This is a genomic window from Acetobacter sp. DsW_063, assembly GCF_002153745.1.
GTDB lineage: Bacteria > Pseudomonadota > Alphaproteobacteria > Acetobacterales > Acetobacteraceae > Acetobacter.
The window spans coordinates 1-1,501 of record NZ_JOPL01000110.1; the positions used below are offsets into that span (position 1 = coordinate 1).

Consider the following 1,501-nt stretch of genomic DNA (forward strand, 5'->3'; position numbering starts at 1 on the left):
GATGCCCTATCGCTGGTCCACCCGCGCCATCCTTCTGGACAAGACCGACGCCACCAAGGTTCTGACGAAGATCCGGCGGCAGTGGTTTGCAAAGCGCAAGAGTATCGCAGCCATTGTTCGGGAAGTGATGACTAACGAGGCCTCGGTTCTCGTGGATAATGACGCCGCCAACAAGGCGGCCGATGCTGATCTCGCGCTTCAGTCGCTCGGCGCTGACGATGTCGGGCAGGCTTACATCACCGCCACCGTCACGGTGTGGGATGAAAGTGCCAGTATTGCCGCTGAAAAACTCCGTCTGGTCGAGAAAATCATCCAGGGTCGCGACTTCACCTGCATGGCGGAGAGCCTGAACGCCGTTGAAGCGTGGCTGGGCAGCCTGCCCGGACATGTCTACGCCAATGTGCGCCAGCCGCCGGTCTCGACCCTGAATCTGGCGCATATGATCCCGCTGTCGGCGGTCTGGGCGGGACCGGAACAGGATGGCCACTTCAAAGCGCCGCCGCTGTTATATGGAAAAACGGCGGGGGCGACACCCTTCCGCTTTTCCCTGCATGTCGGCGATGTGGGTCACACACTGATCGCGGGACCAACAGGGGCGGGCAAGTCGGTTCTGCTGGCCCTGATGACCTTGCAGTTCCGGCGTTATCCGGGCGCACAGATCTTCGCCTTCGATTTCGGCGGGTCCATGCGCGCGGCAACACTCGGCATGGGTGGCGACTGGCATGACCTCGGCGGTGGGCTGACGGATGATCATCCATCGGAAGAACAGGGCAGCGGCGTTTCACTGCAGCCCCTTGCAGGGATCGACGATACCGACGAGCGCAAATGGGCCAGCGAATGGCTGGGCCAGATCCTGGTCGGCGAGGGCGTGTCGCTCACGCCGGATGTGAAGTCCTACCTCTGGTCAGCGCTGAATTCCCTGGCGTCCTCACCCTTGCAGGAACGCACTTTGTCGGGGCTGATAGCCCTCCTCCAGTCCAACGCTCTGAAGCAGGCGCTGGCCCCGTACTGCCTGGGTGGCCCGTATGGCCGCTTGCTCGACGCTGATGGTGAGCGGCTGGGTGACACTGATGTGGTGGTGTTCGAGACCGAAGGGCTGATTGGTTCCGGCGCGGCATCATCCGTTCTGTCTTATCTGTTCCACCGCATCGAAGGCCGTCTGGACGGTCGCCCGACGCTGCTGGTCATCGACGAGGGGTGGCTCGTGCTGGATGACGGGAATTTCTCCGGCCAACTGCGGGAGTGGCTGAAAACGTTGCGCAAGAAGAACGCCAGCGTCATCTTTGCCACCCAGTCGCTGTCGGATATCGCCAACTCACCTATCGCGCCTGCCGTGGTGGAAAGTTGCCCGACGCGGATATTCCTGCCGAACGAGCGGGCCATCGAGCCGCAGATCATGGCGATTTATCGCGACTTCGGTCTGAATGACCGGCAGATCGCCATCATTGCCCGCGCGGCCTCGAAGCGGGAGTATTACTGCCAGACCCAGCGTGGCAACCGG

Annotated in this window: 1 pseudogene; it reads left to right on the plus strand. The window is 62.0% G+C overall.

Annotated features, from left to right (window positions below):
* Positions 1-1,501, plus strand: a pseudogene (locus tag HK28_RS12525) (conjugal transfer protein TrbE); the annotation flags it as partial.